This window comes from Algoriphagus antarcticus (assembly GCF_002150685.1).
GTDB lineage: Bacteria > Bacteroidota > Bacteroidia > Cytophagales > Cyclobacteriaceae > Algoriphagus > Algoriphagus antarcticus.
On sequence record NZ_MSSW01000073.1, the window covers coordinates 37,829 to 52,272 of the forward strand.

Here is a 14,444-nt window from a genome sequence, read left to right on the forward strand (position 1 = left end):
CAGAAAGAATATGCTAAGTAGAGTAGCAAATAGTATTTATTGGCTGGGAAGATACCTGGAGCGTGCAGAAAACTATGCACGATTTATTGATGTGAATTTCAATCTGATGCAAGATCTCCCAATAGATCTCAAAGAGCAGTGGCATCCTCTAATCGCAGCTACGGGAGACTTGGCTATTTATGAAAAGAAATGTATTGGCTATGAGAAAAATCAGGTTTTATTCTTTTTGGGATTTGATGCCGAAAATCCTAATTCCATGCTTTCTACCATCAAAAATGCCCGTGAGAATGCCCGAATCATCCGTGAAAATCTAAGTAAGGAAACTTGGGAGAAAGTTAACGAACTCTATTATATGATGCAGGATGGCTTAGAAAAGAAGGTTTGGAAGAAAGAAGATCCAAGACCATTTTTTGAGAAGGTGAAAAACCAAATCCTATTGATTTATGGCATTGCTGATAGCAGTGTAGCAAGAATAGACGGCTGGTATTTCAGGCAACTTGGTCAATACCTAGAGCGCGCGGACAAGACTTCCAGGATTTTGGATGTGAAATATCATATCTTATTGCCTTCTGATCAGGAAGTGGGAACTCCCCTAGATTTCCTTCACTGGATGGCTTTGCTGAAGTCAGTTACCGCTTTTAATACCTATCGCAGATTGTATGGAAATATTGATTCTTCCAATGTCGTGGAGTTTTTGATGCTGAATAAATTCTTCCCCAGGTCAATTTACTACTGCCTCAAAGAAGCGGAAAAATGCCTGCATAATATTTCGGGCAACTTAGGAGTTGGCTATATGAATTCGGCGGAAAAAGCTATGGGCGAACTTCGTTCAAAGCTCGAATTTGCAGAAGTAAGTGAGATTATTGGCTTTGGCTTACACGAGTATTTGGACAATCTTCAGTTGAAAATTAACAGAATCTCAGAAGAAGTGGACTCTAACTTCTTTACAATCAAAGATAATCAAACCTTTCAGACGCAAAGTCAGACTCAGAATTAATTAATCTGATTATCCCTAATGAGGCCATTAGAAAATTGATAGGATCGAAAATTCAAAGACACCTTGAATTCTGGTTTACTCCGGTCTTCGGTCATCGGTCTTCCAACCCATTGACCAAAGAGAATTCGCTAACTGGCTGAAAAGCTTACATAAATATTAATTAATCTGCGAAAACTCCATCTTCAGGTTTTTCAAATATTTCTGAATCAAACTCTTCATCGAGAAGCAAGGCATCTGCAAAGGTGACTTGGTATCTTATATTCTTTGTGGAGTCGTTTTCAAAAGTGTAGCCCGTAAGAATTCTTGGGAAATATACGCCGTCTGCATTGCGATAGTCTTCGTATTTCAACGCACTAAAAGGCGGGTTTTCATTCCCAAAGTAAGAGACAGTATAAAGCAGATATTCAAGTCTATTTGTCTCAGGATTAATCAGCATGAAATATTGATCATTTGGACTGTCGCCAGTACTGGAGTCAAACTTGGCTTGATAGGTCGGGTATTTTTTACCATTGAGGGTTTTATCGCCGACCTTCTCTACAGTCACTCCAGGATCAGTAAATACATAAGGGATATTGAAAAAATAGAAATATAAGTTGTGGTAAAACTTAACGGAATTTCCTTTGTAGGTATCTCTATTTGGACTGATCCAAGTCTGATTTCCATCAAAACCAATTTCAAACTCCGTGTTGGAAAGACGTATTTTTCTGCTGTCCAGATTGATAAAGGCAGCTTCCTGCGTCATGACACCTTCATGGATCATTGCATAGCTTTCAGCTTTAGCATGGTACCATTTTTGCCAGTCACCATGGGCTTCAAGTACAGAAGTGAATTCAGGAGAAAGCTCAGGAAGAGTTTTTTCCACTTTAGTTTCACAGGAAATGAAAGCGAGAATGAGTACTAATTGGGTAAAAGCCAGACTGAGATTGCGCATTTGATGGGTGTTTGGGAGTTCAATTTAGCAGGAAATTGAGTTATACCCAATCTGGTGATTTCATTAAAGTTCTTAAAAGGGATGTGATCTTTATGGTGAAATAATGTGTGAATTTATGATTCACAAGGAATAAGGACCGTAACATCAGAATAACTGTGGGATTACTTTTTTCTTCCTACAGAATGATAGTTTATGTTTCGATATGATCCTTAAATTCATTTCAAATTTTTGGCCATTGAATTTGATAATTGCTCCATTGAGCTTTCGTAAGATCTCCAGCGAATAGGATTGCATAAAAAAAGCCCAAGCATTGCTCGGGTATTTTTGATTTTTCAGACCTATCGATTATTCAATTAACCTACTGTTTTTTATTCTGCTGAACTGTCTTTTAACTCTTTTTCTCTCAAATTGTCTAAGCTGAAATCAGCGCTTTTGATCCATTGGATAGCTTTTGGCAACAAAGCTGTTCCAACTAATATTCCACCTATGGAGATGACATGAAGTGGGTAGGTGAAATAGCTGCCTGATGTAAATACCCCGAGAATCAATAAGGTGCTGTAAGGCATAGACACTGCCAGAACGTTGATACCCATTTCTAGATCAAATGTTGGATTTTCCTTCTGAGCCTCGTTTTCATATTCAAACTTCCGTATCGCGGACATATGGGCAAATGGCCAAAAGCTCACCGCACTCTGCGGAAATACAACAGCAAGTAGTACTGCTGCTTCAGAGGGCATAGGCACTAACCAGATGAATAGTCCACTCAGCAGAAAGGTAAATCCTGCTCTGAAAGTGAGTATGGAAGTGATCATTCGCAGTTGACCCCATTTGAAAATCACTGCTATTCCGATGAACAGCAAAACCAAAGGTGTCATCATGTCCTTCATCATAAGAATGGATTCGCTTAGAAATCCTGGCATGCTTTCCAAATTGAATCCAAAGCTGAGCAGACCTATTGCGACAAGCATTACCATATTGATAGGTTCGCTCACCATAGCTATTAGTAATTCTTTTACTTTTTGACCATTGGATTTAGCCTTTAGGTTTTGGTTTTTATAATACCAAGACATGGCTAGTAAATAGGCTAAAACCAACACAAATAGCTTATTTCCAATGTCAGCAAGTGCCGCTAAAGCCAGCACATCGTCTCCCAGATATTCTACTATAAAAGGGAAGCAAGTAAGCCCCGGAGCCAAAGATGGGAGAAGCAACATCAGTGTTCGCATAGCCGGAGTATCTGCCTTGATGCCAAAGAATGGCAAGGAGAACTTGGTAAGGAAAATCATCACAATATTGAAGATCAAAGCCAAAACCGGAAGAATCAGTAGATCCGGATTGATTTCGATTTTCAGCAAAGCGACAAAGATCATTGCCGGTAAGGCTATGTTTAGTATTATGGTTTTTAACCCCTTTTTCTGATCCTCATTTTGTAGTTTTTTCTGGAGAATTATCCCGATAACTATCAATAGGAGCAGCGATAGGGTCTTCTGAAGTGCAATACTCATAGTAAAATACTAGTCTATGCTGTGACTTTTTTGAAAGCATCTACAAAAATTTCCATTTCGTCCATAGTACCCATACTTACACGACACCAAGGTTTGTTATCAATATTGAATACACGAATACCAACTCCGCTGTCGTACATGCCTTTCATAAATGGCTGACCTTCCATTCGGAGAGGGAAAATCATAAAGCTGGTTTCGGAAGGAATGATGTCATATCCAAGAGAAGCAACTTCACCTTTGGTATATTCTCTGCATTCGGTATTCATGCTTCTGCAATTGCTTAAGAAGCTTGGATCTTTCATACTTGCAATCGCACCATTTAATGAGGTAACACAAAGTCCCATGGTGCTTCTCACCTTAGAAGTGATGCTTTCGATACGCTCTGGAAGTGCCACTAAATATCCGATTCTGAGACCCGCCATTCCATGCACTTTGGAGAACGTTCTGGCGATCATCACATCTTTTCCCTCTGCCACAAGTCCCACCATGGAGCTTTCTTCTGGTTTTTGGAGGAATTCCAAGTAGGCTTCATCTACGAACACGGGTGTTTTCGCAGATACTTTTGAGCAGAATGCTCTTAATTTCGAAGCATCAGTTATAGACCCTGTAGGGTTATTAGGGTTACAGATGTAAACTAAGTTGGTTTCAGAATCTACAGCTGCTGCCATTCCGTCCAGGTCATGCTGAAAATCGCCAGTCAATAGTACGGGCTTCCACGTTGCTCCAAGCTTTTGAGCGGTGTTCATCAGAGACATGTAGGATGGATCTGCTGATACTACATTGCCGCCATTCATGAATTGGACGAAAGCTGTCTTCTCCAGAATATCCGATGATCCCGGCGACAGCATAATGTGATCAGGAGTCACACCTTCTTTCTCGGCGATCATGTCGATTAGCACTTTAGCTTCCCCATGGCCATATCGGTTTCCCAATGAAATTGAGTCCGAAATGGCTTTGATCACTTTTGGAGATGGACCGTAAGGATTCTCATTTGCATTTAATTTTGCGATAATACGGGCTTCATCGTATCGAAATGCAGGAATATGCTCATTTAGAATTGAGTCCGGCTGATAGACAGCTAGCGCCTTATTTTTTGGAAGGGCAAAAGCAGGAGCTACTGCCATAGTTCCCATGGCCATAAGGCTGGATTTGATCCAATTTCGTCTGTTAATAGAGTGATTCATAGCGATTTTAATAAGGTTGTAGAAAATTTTAGAAGAATAAATTTTTGATTTTTTATAACTAGTGACTTGTGTTATTTAACTCTTACCGTGTGGTATTTTCGAAAGGAGACGTTTTTGTAAATCCCTGCGAATTCTAATCGAACTGAGCTTCCGGTTTTTGCTGATGCCAAACCCAGGTCAGCCCAAGAAATGACCAAGTCGGCACTACCGTCTGAACTGGTCACAAGATTTGCCACTTCATTTGTATTACTGATGAAGACAGCGATGTTGAGATTAGGGACTGGGATAGAGTCTATCCCTTTGGTGTAGTCTAGGATGTTGGTTTTGTCAAGTTCCAAGAATCTGGTTCCTACAGTCACTGGTGATTCAGCGCCGAAGGAAGTTCCGTTAAGCAAAACCAAAACTGGCGAAGCTACATTTGGAGTAGCCAAATCTTCTGCTTCCACACAGGATTGTGTGCAAGCAAGAGTGGTGAAGGCTGCCAGAACTAAATATATATTAAATGACTTTTTCATGTGTTTATAATTTTTTTTAGTGGTCACATGGAATCTTTTATGATAGAAAGACATCCCTTTGTGCGAAGCTTTCGTCATGCTCGATTTCATATAGATTTCAGTTGAATGATTGGAGATGGATTTTGATTATTCTACCCACCAAAGAGGAGTTCTCATATTGTCGGCGCCGCCGAGTTTACTTACACCTTCATCTAGATTTGCTTTGTTAAGAGAATATTCTGAAGTAGGATATTCTAATCTAGTTGGAAGGATTCCGTCGTTAGAGAACACTGCACTTGGGTTAGGTGCTGGCATCACGGGATAACCTGTTCTTCGGTATTCATTCCATGCTTCTACACCTTGTCCGAAAAGAGCAATCCATTTCTGAGTCATGATGCTTTCCTTAGTGACTCCACCTATTCGGCTCAAATAATCACTTGGCATGGTAAGGCCTTGCTGTTTGAAAGAAGCTTTGATGGCGCTCTCAAGTAATTCAGATGCATCCCCGGTAATATCTCCGTCTAATGCTGCCTCGGCCTTGATGAATTCCACTTCCGCATATGTCATCAAAACACTTGGTGCAGTTGGATCTAGATACTTGAGACCAATTCTAGAAGCATTGTAATTGCCAGCTGCTGCATCCGTAAGTCCATTTGGCAAGCCTGCATAGCTCCCGTCTTCTAATGGCTGGGCATATACTGTGATTCTTTCATCATCCAGTGCAAGCAGTTTTTCGATTAGTGTGGTGCTAATATTCCAATCTGACCGAGTAGAAAAGACATCAAACATCTTATTTCTACTGCCAATCACATCAAAATGTATTAACTCAGCAGCTTGATCGTTACTTTGTATTATCGGATACTTAGCTGGATCTGAGAGTATTTGACTCATTATTGCGCGGGATTCTGTTGGCTTTTTGGCAGCTTGTCTATTTGCGATTCTCAAGGCAAGTGAATTTGCAAATCGCTTCCACTTCATAATATCGCCGTTGAATAGAATGTCTCCGACTACAGCTGGTCCAGAGGTAGAGAGGTGATCGTTAGCTTCCATCAGATCAGCTAGAATTCCCGCATAAACCTCCTCCATTGAATCATATTTAGGAGAGTTTATAGCATCTTTCGCAGTGCCCTTTAGTGCTTCAGAGTAAGGAATAGGCCCGAATACGTCGGTGAGGTAAGCATAGGAAAATGATTGCATTACAAGGGCGATACCTACATAATTGGCATTTTCATAAGTCTCACCTGGGCCAGACAAGGATTTAACTTTTTCGAAATTGATAAGAGATTCTCTATAAAGGTTGTTCCATGTGCCCGAAGAGATGGTGAGAGGTATCTCGTAACTGTCGCCTTCAGCATTGATGTATATGTTTCTAGATAGATGCTGAATCCAGCACATGGCAGCATCGATATTGAGTCTTTCGTATCTTGTGCTATGTCCCCAGTATCTATCCGCTACTACTTGAATTGCATTTGGTAAAAGCAAGGATGGAGAGATAGCGACTGGGTTGTTTGGATCTGTATTGATTTCTTCAAAATCCTTGGTACAGGAAGTCATTGTACCAAACGTCAGCAGAAGTATTGCGATGGTGGATATGTATAGTCTTTGCATGATAAGTTCTTAATAGGTAGAAGATTAGATCAGAATGTTACGTTAAGATTGAATCCCAGATTACGTGTGGTGGGCATTTGACCGTAGGCAAATCCTTGTCCGTTGCCCCCCTTCATATCCACTTCTGGATCCATGTGAGGGTGGTTTTTGAAAAGAATAGCCAGGTTACGTCCCACGAAAGAGAGCTTCATGCTTTGGATGAACTTATTGCCTAAGAAGCTTTTTGGAAAGACGTAGCCCAAGGACAGTTCGCGAAACTTCACAAATGAGCCATCAAAAATCCCGGATTCATGATAGGTACGAGGGTTCTGTGAATTCCAGAATGTAGTAGCATTTGCGATCACATCGTTTGGAACATAGACTGGTTCTTCTGAGGTGCCTACATTCATTACCCCTTGGCCTATTACTCCTTCTTCGCGCCCTATTGATGTCTCGGCATATTGTCCGGTTTTTCTGGCAAGGCCAGTTCCCACGTCGAATATGTCGCCACCCATTTTCACATCTATCAGCGTATTGAGCTCAAAACCTTTGTAAGCAAATGAGTTGGTCCAGCCGCCGATCCAGTCCGGCTGAATATTACCTAAGGTATAAGTGCCTTCTTCCAATACAGGAAGACCATTGTTGTAGACAAGTTCTCCTTCTGGACTTCGCAGGTATCTTCTTCCGTACAGCGAGCCATATGGCTGACCCACTCTCGCTTCAGATGTCAGGGAGTTTTGAGTACCCAAAATGTAGTTCTCCAAGCCTTCAGCTAGTTCTACTACCTTGTTTCGGTTTCTTGCAAAATTCAATGCAGTGTACCAGCTGAATCCTGACGCTGTATTAATGGGAGTGGCATTAATTGTTAGCTCAATTCCCTGATTAGTGATTTCTCCTGCATTAAGGATTTGACTGCTATATCCTGATGCTGTAGAAATAGATACTGCAAGGATTTGGTTTACAGTGGATTGGTGATAATATGTGAAGTCGATTCCTACTCGACCTTCAAAAAACCTCAAATCCAAACCAACTTCTTTACCCGTAGTGATTTCCGGCTTTAGTGTTCTATTAGCGATCTCATTCGATTCTGCGTAGGTAGGTGTGGTTCCCGCCCAAAGTCCTTCGGAGGAATAAACTTGGTTTAGCAGATATGGATCTGCATCGTTACCCACTTGTGCGATACTACCTCTGATTTTGGCAAATGAAAGGAAGCCGGACTGTACATCGAAAATATCAGTCAGCACAGCACTCATAGCTACCGATGGGTAGAAGAATGAGTTGTTCGTAGTAGGTAGTGTACTTGACCAATCGTTTCTTCCAGTCACATCCAGAAACAAATAGTTGTTGAATCCGAATTGTGCGGAGCCAAAAACACTGTTCACCACTTGCTTTCTAATCGTGCTTGACGGAGTCACTGGGCTAGCATAGTTGCCTAAGTTGTATAGTCCATCAATAGTAAGCTGACCTACGTTTACTGCCGTGCTTTTATAGTTGTTGACTCTGTTGTTTGCTCCGGCTTGGATTTTCAAAGAAAGTTTTTGGGTCAGATCTTTGTCATAAGTCAGGATTACGTCACTATTTGTTTCCTGACTGTTTAGAACTGATTCTGAGTATGACCCAAATCTTTTGACATTGTTTTTGAAGCTTTCTGCGCTGTTGATGTTTATCCTTGTGTCACTCCAGTAGTCAGTGCCTGATCGAGCCATGATGCTGAAGTTCTCAGAGATATCGTAGTTGAGCGCGATACTTCCAACCAAGCGGTCTTTTTCATTTGAATTGGGCAAATACTTTTGGTTGAAAAATGGATTGGAAAAGTATTCATGCTGCCAGTTCGCATAGGGATAATCATCGCCTGGTCTGAATGTCGCTCTTTGGATGTCATAGTAATCCTCCCAGTTTTTGAGCTTGGTATAATCTGTATGTCTGTGAGCCCAAATAAAATCTTGGCTGCCTGTAAAGCCTCTATTGTCCGAGCCCGATTTGACATATTCGGCATTCACGCTCATTTGAAGATTTGGAATGAATTTGTAGGAAGTATTTAGCTTGAAGTTATTTCGATAATAATCGTTGTCGGCCATGATACTAGTCTGGTCCAATCTGCCGATAGCTAGTCGGAAGCTGCCTTGCTCATTTCCTCCGGAAAGTGCGACGGTATTTGAAAAGCTTTGACCTGTTTCCCAAAAATCATCGTAGTTATTCGGCTGAGGAAAAAGTGCAACTTTCTCTGGAGCCGAATACCAAAGTGGCACCATTCTGCCATCCATTGGCGCTCCCCAGCTTTCATCCACACCGGCAGTACCTCGGATGCCGTCTGCATCAAACCCATTTCTTCCGTTCACATACCAGGTTCTGTAGCCAGCACCGCCGCCATATATATTTTGGAAATCCGGTTTCACCAGTGGATTGTCAAAAGTCATGTTGCTGTTGAATTCGATGCCTAATCCTTTTGTCCCAGATCCATTTTTGGTGGTAACCATAATGACTCCGTTTGCTGCACGCGAGCCATATAGTGCTGCCGCTGTAGCACCTTTCAGGATGGTCATTTCCTTGATGTTGTCCGGACTGATTTCAGAAAGCCCATTACCATATTGTCTGCTGGATGTTTGCTCCAATGGAACTCCATCCACCACAACTAATGGCTCGTTGTTTCCTGCTACTGAAGATGATCCCCGGATTATGATGTGTGCACCACTGCCCGGCATGGAGTTTCCGGTTACTTGGACACCTGCTACTCGTCCAGAAAGGCTGTTTGCTACGTTTGTTGGGCGAGATTCTGTTAGCGCGTCTCCATCTACACTTTGTGTGGAATAGCCCAGCGCTTTTTTATCCCGTTCAAGGCCAAATGCAGTTACCACCACTTCATTCAAAGCCATATCTGATGAGGCTAATTCGATCGTGAACATGGAAGTAGATCCAACTTTGATTTCCTGAGTAGAGAACCCGATAAAGGAGACCACTAGGATTGCTTCAGAACTGTTGTCCTCTAAGGTCAGCGAGAATTTCCCGTCAATGTCGGTCACTGCTCCATTCATTGTTCCTTTAATGAGGATACTTGCTCCGGGTATTGGAATTTGCTCCTCATCGAGAACTACTCCATTGATAGTTCGCTCTATTTTAAGAGCAGTTGGAGTCGATATTTGATAGGAAAAATTAGAGGCTGCGGAAGCTGTTGCCGGACTGGGTTCCGATAGTTCAAGCATGTAAAAGCTGCCTGCTCCTTTTTTATATTCAATCCGACTTCCTTTTAAAATTCGTTGTAGATTCTCCTCTGCAGTAAGTTTGGAATTGATAGCTGCTGGAATTTTAGTATCAGAGTCTATCAAAGTGGAAGGGTATGCAATGGATATAGCATATAAATCTTCCAGCGCTTTTAGAGTTGACTCTAGATTTTTCTTATCCAACTTCTGATCAGAAGCTGGGCCTTTGGCAAATTGTGTGAGATTCTGGCCTTGTGCGGAAGGTGGGAGTGCAAGCACTCCAATCACGCCGACAACCAATAGATAACGGGTAAATTTGATGAGCATAGATTAACAGGTTAGTGGTTAGAATGATAACTCGCGTTTATTTTGGGCCAATTGCTAATCATTCATTGATCAGGATAGGGTAGATATCCAGACCTCACTAGTGTAATTTTTCAGCTGCTGGTCTTCTCCAGCGCTTTTTGCTCGAACTCGGTTTGCTTTTATTGAAGTTGTAGCTTGCGATCCGGCCGAAAGGCAAGCGGTAATCTATTTTACTCTTATGGAATTTTGATTGAAATCTATCTTTGTAGCGAACAGAGCTTCGATATTTGCGATCACTTCATTTGGATTGTCGGTTAGAGGTAAGCTTCCCGAGATAAGTTGAGAAGTTGGTGGTGTTTTTTGATCCAATAATTCTAAATCATACAGTTCCGTCACTATGCTTAGCACTTCTTCAAGGCTTTCGTTTTGCATCCGAAGTTTTCTGTCTTGCCAAGCAAGTAGTCTTTGTGGTTCATCTATAGTTTTGGATTCTATTCGATGATTTTCTACGTTCAGTTTTATTGTTTCTCCCGGTACTACCATTCGATTTGAATTGCCTCCTTCACTTTGATAGCCTAATTTGACGCTACCTTCTATTAAGGTAAGTTTGTAGACTGGAGGCTGGTGTTTGAAATTGAATTCAGTTCCAAGGACTTCTACTTCCATCACTTCTCCCTCGTTAATCACAAATCGCTTCGACTCTGCGTCCTTGGCAATATCGAAATATGCCTCTCCGTTCAATTCTACTTTTCTCTCAAAGCCCGACACCCATGTATAGGAATAAGTCAATATGGAATTGGAATTCAGTAAGGCTTTAGAGCCATCAGGCAGTTCTATTTTTAAAGTTTCATTTGCTCCAGTTTGATATTTTTGTTCTTTTAATTTTAGTGATTGCCAAATACCTATGTGTAAAGAAAGAATTAGGAGTACAGAGGCAGCTATTTTAGTATGGTGGAGAATTCTCGTTTTGTTTTTTGCCTTTTCCTCATGTCTTCTGATTCCTGTCATTATTTCTCCGAATATTTTCTTTTTCAGAGCTAACTGATCTTCCTTCTCCATTTGATCCACAAAGTCGGATTCGAGGGATTCTGTAAACCCTGAAGAGGACTCTGTAATCTCGTTTTGAAATAAATTGGAATTGTCTACAGTCATAACTTTTCTGTTATACTGTATATGTCAATTCAAACAGAATTATCCTCCATTGCAAACTGAAAAAATACCAACTTTTTTAATTTTATCATTTTTTTATCTAAAAATGGCAGTTTTAAGACCCTATTGTTTAGAGTATCGCGGAAAAATTAATTTGTGAATATTGATTAAAAAAATCTGATCTAGGAAACTGGGATAGGGAATCAATTGAAATAGGATGATGTGCCGAGTATTTCAAACACGGGATCCGAACTTAAGTAGGTGAGTGTTGAAAGAGTAAGTTCTCTAAGGCTGATTCGGATGTCTTTTAACGCTCGCATCAGATGTTTTTCAACAGTGCTTACAGAGATTTCCAGATTTTGGGCGATTTCTATATAGCTCAGACCTTTGTTGAAGCGGAGTTGGTAGACTTTTTTGCGCTGTGCGGGAAATTCCTGAACTACTTTTTTGATATTTGATTTCAAGTCGTTATAGAGAACTTTTTCGTCAGTTGAAGAGCTATTTTGCTCGCCTTTGGTTTTTTCCTGCGCTGAATATTTGTCACGAATGCTCTGCGATTTGTATTGGTTGATGATTCTATAATTCACTGAGGTGAATAAATAGGAGGAGAGTGAGGTGTGAATTTCGAGTTTCGCTCGCCTCGTCCAAAAATCAATAAACACTTCTTGAACAATCCCTTCTACGATCTCTTTTTTACCAAGCTTTTTATATCCGAAATTGAATAAGCGCTTCCAGAAAAGTTCGTACACTTCAATAAATGCTGATTCATCATCATTTTTGATTCTCTCGATGATTTCCAGTTCGTTTAATACTTTTTCGGGCATCTGCTTTTACTTAATAGTTGGCTTTCGATTTTGCTTAATCAGTAAAAGTGGGTTTAAAATTTTCAATAAAATCGAATATTTTCTGTTAAAATATCAAATAGTGGGTTTAAATAAAATACAATGACAGAATAATTATTATTAAAATAAATTTTTAGGGTAAAAAATCGATTGCATGACCGTTGTTTGATATGAGAATTTTCAAATAGTTGAAAATCAGTTATTAATGCGTCGTTCAATTGCGTTTTCTCTAAAAGGCAATTTTTTTGAATTTCGTTTTTGTGTCAAATAGTCTGAATAAATTTTCCGCTTATATTTTTCAGTTCTTTCTTAGATTAAATCTAAATAATAAAATACTTCCTTACTTTTGCCTTCCGTATACGTCTCCATTTACCTTAAACTGATCATGTTATGCAGCCAAAGAAATCTACTGCTTGGAAAAGTATCCGAAATATTTTTGACCAAATACACTTGTATGCCGGGTTGATTTCTGGTTTGGTGGTTATCGCGGTTTGTTTCAGCGGGACTATCTATGTGTATAATACAGAGATTAGAGAGTTCATGGATTTGGAGCTTTACTTCGTTGAGGAAACAGGAGCGCGTATGTCCGCCGACGAATTAAAGAATTCTTTGGAGAAAAGTTCTGATGCGAATGTGGTTGGACTGATGTGGAATGAGGAGTCTAATCGTAGTGTACAGTTTACTTTGAAGAAAGAAGGAGAAGAAGGTAAAGGAGCAACATATTATATAGACCCATATAGCGGCGAGATTTTGGGAAATAGTTCGGATAAAACCGCCACAGCTGAATTCATGGGTTATATATTCAGTCTTCACAGATGGCTATTGCTGGATAGATTCGAGGAGCCAATACTTGAGAGCATCGGTAATCGAGATTTGGGAAGGTTTATTAATGGAGTGACAACGCTATTATTCCTTCTGGGAGTGATTACGGGTATAGTGATCTGGGTTCCAAATAAAGTGAAGAATTGGAAGCAAGGTTTGAAAATCAAGTGGTCTGCCAATTGGAAGCGTGTCAACCATGATCTACATAATAGTTTGGCATTTTACTCGCTCATTTTCCTTTTTATCATGTCTGCCACTGGGCCTTTCTGGTCGTACGAATGGTATAAAAAGGGATGGCAAAAGACATGGGATACTTATCAAGAACCAGCATCCAAAGGTGAAAATGCAGAAAAGCCAAAACCTGAGACTACCTCTGAAATGATAATTCCTGTAGAAGAAGGCAACCTAGCTGTTATTTCATTGGAAGATATTTTTGCAAAAACCAATACGGAGCTTCCTTATGCGGGAAATATCAGAGTCTCTCTTCCTTCCATGGCATCTGATCCTATCAGCGTAAGTAAATACAGAACTGGATTTTTCGCAAGAGCAGGATCAGATCAATTGACCTTGTCTTCAGTCGATTTGGCTGTCACGGAAGCTAATTTGTTTTCAGATTTGCCTCTCCGTCAGCAGATTGGTCGGTCAGTGAAGTCTTTGCACGTCGGCGATATTTTTGGGAAATTTTCTAAATTCCTATGGTTTATAGCTTGTCTGATAGCTACATCTCTTCCAATCACAGGCACCTTGATCTGGTGGAATAAGAGAAAGAATAAGCCATCCAAGAAAAAACCTACCGAACATCACGTAGCTGAAATGGCATAAAGTAAAGAAGATCTTCTGATTTAGGAAGGTTTTTTTTAACCGCAAAGTTCATAGAGTTTTGCGCAGAGGGTGAGGGTGACAAGCTGGTTCAAAGTCTTCAGACTTGGAATTAAAACAATGCAGTCTTCAGACTGCCGTTTATTTAATGGGATGTTATTGGTCTGCGACATTAACCACCAAGACAAACCTATGCTTGATCACTCTCTTTCTACCTGGCGGTCCGATGGAACGCTCCTTAGAACAACATATCATCTTGCTACCACCCAATTGTCAATTGTGACAGATTCGCGTCGAAGTGCACCATTGTCCTTCCTTAGGAAGGTATGGTCGCTAGTGTTAAGTTAATTATGATATGACGTTTTATTTTTATATTTTTCCCTCAAAAAATACAAATGGCACATTATACAATCCTGCTTAGTAAAACAGAGGTTCAAGAACTCAATGAGATCATTAGCAAAGGGCGTCATACCTCTCAGGCCTTTCGCTCCGCTTACATTTTGTTAAACTGCGATAAAGGGGTCTATTCCGATGATATCGGGATAAAGAATGAGGAAATCTCCAAGGTGCTTAAAATCGGAGAAAGGACAATTGACCGGGTAAAGAAGAAA

The 14,444-nt window shown here is 40.5% G+C and carries 10 protein-coding genes and 1 pseudogene; 3 read left to right on the plus strand and 8 right to left on the minus strand.

The window, feature by feature from the left end; genetic code table 11:
* The first annotated feature begins 10 nt into the window (after positions 1 to 10).
* The gene (locus BVH04_RS21190) at positions 11 to 997 is read left to right on the plus strand and encodes an alpha-E domain-containing protein (RefSeq protein WP_086543461.1); all 987 of its coding nucleotides are present in this window, start codon (positions 11 to 13) and stop codon (positions 995 to 997) included.
* A gap of 160 nt (positions 998 to 1,157) precedes the next feature.
* On the opposite strand, the gene BVH04_RS21195 is transcribed toward BVH04_RS21190, so the two are convergent.
* From BVH04_RS21195 to BVH04_RS21230, 8 genes are all read right to left on the minus strand, one after another.
* On the minus strand, positions 1,158 to 1,928 hold the full coding sequence (locus BVH04_RS21195) for a DUF6503 family protein (protein WP_086543462.1): 771 nt from the start codon (positions 1,926 to 1,928) through the stop codon (positions 1,158 to 1,160).
* 368 nt (positions 1,929 to 2,296) lie between these two features.
* Positions 2,297 to 3,433, minus strand: a complete 1,137-nt coding sequence (locus BVH04_RS21200) for an AEC family transporter (RefSeq protein ID WP_086543463.1) — start codon at positions 3,431 to 3,433, stop codon at positions 2,297 to 2,299.
* 14 nt (positions 3,434 to 3,447) lie between these two features.
* Positions 3,448 to 4,617 carry a pyridoxal phosphate-dependent aminotransferase gene (locus BVH04_RS21205; RefSeq protein WP_086543464.1) on the minus strand — a complete coding sequence of 390 codons (1,170 nt, stop codon included), beginning with the start codon at positions 4,615 to 4,617 and terminating at the stop codon, positions 3,448 to 3,450.
* Between the two features lie 71 nt (positions 4,618 to 4,688).
* Positions 4,689 to 5,132 carry a hypothetical protein gene (locus BVH04_RS21210; protein WP_086543473.1) on the minus strand — a complete coding sequence of 148 codons (444 nt, stop codon included), beginning with the start codon at positions 5,130 to 5,132 and terminating at the stop codon, positions 4,689 to 4,691.
* A 126-nt stretch (positions 5,133 to 5,258) separates the two neighbouring features.
* Positions 5,259 to 6,719 (minus strand): SusD/RagB family nutrient-binding outer membrane lipoprotein, encoded by a 1,461-nt coding sequence (locus BVH04_RS21215; protein WP_086543465.1) that lies wholly within the window; start codon positions 6,717 to 6,719, stop codon positions 5,259 to 5,261.
* 29 nt (positions 6,720 to 6,748) lie between these two features.
* Complete coding sequence (locus tag BVH04_RS21220) at positions 6,749 to 10,222, minus strand: SusC/RagA family TonB-linked outer membrane protein (protein WP_086543466.1); 3,474 nt, start codon at positions 10,220 to 10,222, stop codon at positions 6,749 to 6,751.
* A gap of 204 nt (positions 10,223 to 10,426) precedes the next feature.
* Positions 10,427 to 11,353, minus strand: coding sequence for a FecR family protein (locus BVH04_RS21225; RefSeq protein WP_086543467.1), 927 nt, complete (start codon positions 11,351 to 11,353; stop codon positions 10,427 to 10,429).
* A 200-nt stretch (positions 11,354 to 11,553) separates the two neighbouring features.
* The gene (locus BVH04_RS21230) at positions 11,554 to 12,174 is read right to left on the minus strand and encodes an RNA polymerase sigma-70 factor (RefSeq protein ID WP_086543468.1); all 621 of its coding nucleotides are present in this window, start codon (positions 12,172 to 12,174) and stop codon (positions 11,554 to 11,556) included.
* A gap of 408 nt (positions 12,175 to 12,582) precedes the next feature.
* Here BVH04_RS21230 and BVH04_RS21235 point away from each other — a divergent pair, with 408 nt between their 5' ends.
* Positions 12,583 to 13,836, plus strand: a complete 1,254-nt coding sequence (locus BVH04_RS21235) for a PepSY-associated TM helix domain-containing protein (RefSeq protein WP_086543469.1) — start codon at positions 12,583 to 12,585, stop codon at positions 13,834 to 13,836.
* Positions 13,837 to 14,228: 392 nt separating this feature from the next.
* A pseudogene (locus BVH04_RS21240) lies at positions 14,229 to 14,444 on the plus strand (IS630 family transposase); the annotation flags it as partial.